General features: G+C 69.8%; 2 protein-coding genes. Both read left to right on the forward strand.

Features of this window, described 5'->3' with window-relative positions; all coding sequences use genetic code 11:
* Window positions 1–165 precede the first annotated feature (165 nt).
* Complete coding sequence (locus FKP22_RS30275) at window positions 166–945, forward strand: LytR/AlgR family response regulator transcription factor (protein WP_141291914.1); 780 nt, start codon at window positions 166–168, stop codon at window positions 943–945.
* A 135-nt stretch (window positions 946–1,080) separates the two neighbouring features.
* On the forward strand, window positions 1,081–1,452 hold a 372-nt coding region (locus tag FKP22_RS30280; RefSeq protein WP_375140634.1), incomplete at its 3' end, for a (2Fe-2S)-binding protein.

Raw genomic sequence — 1,452 nt, forward strand, 5'->3', positions numbered from 1 at the left:
CCGCTGCTGCCCGGCCCTGCCGAAGGCCACGTGGGCCTGGTCAACAGCCGCGCCCGCCTCGCACAAGCCTTCGGCACCAAGGCCGAGCTGAGCCTGGCCAACCGACCCGAGGGCGGCTGCCGTGCGCTGCTGCGTCTTCCACTTTCTGCCTGAGCCTGCACACCGATGAATCCCATCACCGCCCTGATCGCCGACGACGAAGAAGCCCCGCGCGCGCAACTCAAAGCCGCGCTGCAGCAGGCCTGGCCGGAACTCGAACTGGTGGCCGAGGCCGTCAACGGCGTGGACGCCTGGGACGCCTTCCTCGAACACGAGCCGCAGCTGTGTTTCCTGGACATCCGCATGCCGGGCCTGAGCGGCATCGAGGTCGCGCAGCGCATCCAGGGCCGGGCCGAGGTGGTGTTCGTCACCGCCTATGGCGACCATGCGCTGCAGGCTTTCGAGGCTGGCGCGGTGGACTATGTGATGAAGCCGGTGGACCCTGCCCGGCTGGCGCAGACGGTGGCGCGGCTCAAGCAGCGCTTGCAGCCCGCGCAAGCCGCGCCCGCCACACCGGACATGACGGCACTGCTCGCGCAGCTCAGCCAGCAGTTGCTGCCGGCGCGCCGGCCGGCCCCGATGATCCAGGCCAGCATCGGCAAGGAGGTGCGGCTGATCCCGGTCGAGCAGGTGGTGTACTTCGAGTCGGACGCGCGCTACACGCGGGTCGTCTACCAGGACGAGGCCGGCCCGGGCGAGGCGCTGATCCGCACGCCGCTGAAGGAGCTGCTGGCGCAGCTGGACGAGCAGCAGTTCTGGCAGGTGCACCGCTCGGTGATCGTCAACCACCGGCACATTGCCAGCGCGCTGCGGGTGGACGAGGGCACGATGGTGCTCTCCTTGCGCGGCCGCAGCGAGAAGCTGCCGGTGTCGCGCCACTTCCAGGGCCTGTTCAAGGGGCAGTGAGCTTCAAACGCCGCGTCACCTCGGGTTAGTCCGGGAGGCCTTGTCACCGCTGGACACCCTCGCGACAGGCGATGGCGGCCCTGCTTCTGCCAAACTCGCGGCGCTCCCAGTTCCAGGAGCGTAGGAGACGCGCCCGTGCAGTTGACCGTCAACACCCAAGCCCATGCCCTCGACGACCAGCGCGTACCGCCGGACATGCCGCTGCTGTGGGTGTTGCGCGATGAACTCGGGCTGACTGGCACCAAGTACGGCTGTGGCGTCGCCGCCTGCGGCGCCTGCACGGTGCAGGTCGACGGGCAGGCGGTGCGCTCGTGTGTGACGCCGGTCGGTGCGGTGCAGGGCAAGGCGGTGAAGACCATCGAGGGCCTGGCGGGCACGGGTTTGCACCCGCTGCAGCAGGCCTGGGTCACCCACCAGGTGCCGCAGTGCGGCTACTGCCAGAGCGGCATGCTGATGGCGGCCGAGGCGCTGCTGCGCCAGAAACCACAGCCGACCGACGCCGACATC

Origin of the sequence: Ideonella azotifigens (genome assembly GCF_006519715.1) — a bacterium.
Taxonomy (GTDB): domain Bacteria; phylum Pseudomonadota; class Gammaproteobacteria; order Burkholderiales; family Burkholderiaceae_C; genus Ideonella; species Ideonella azotifigens.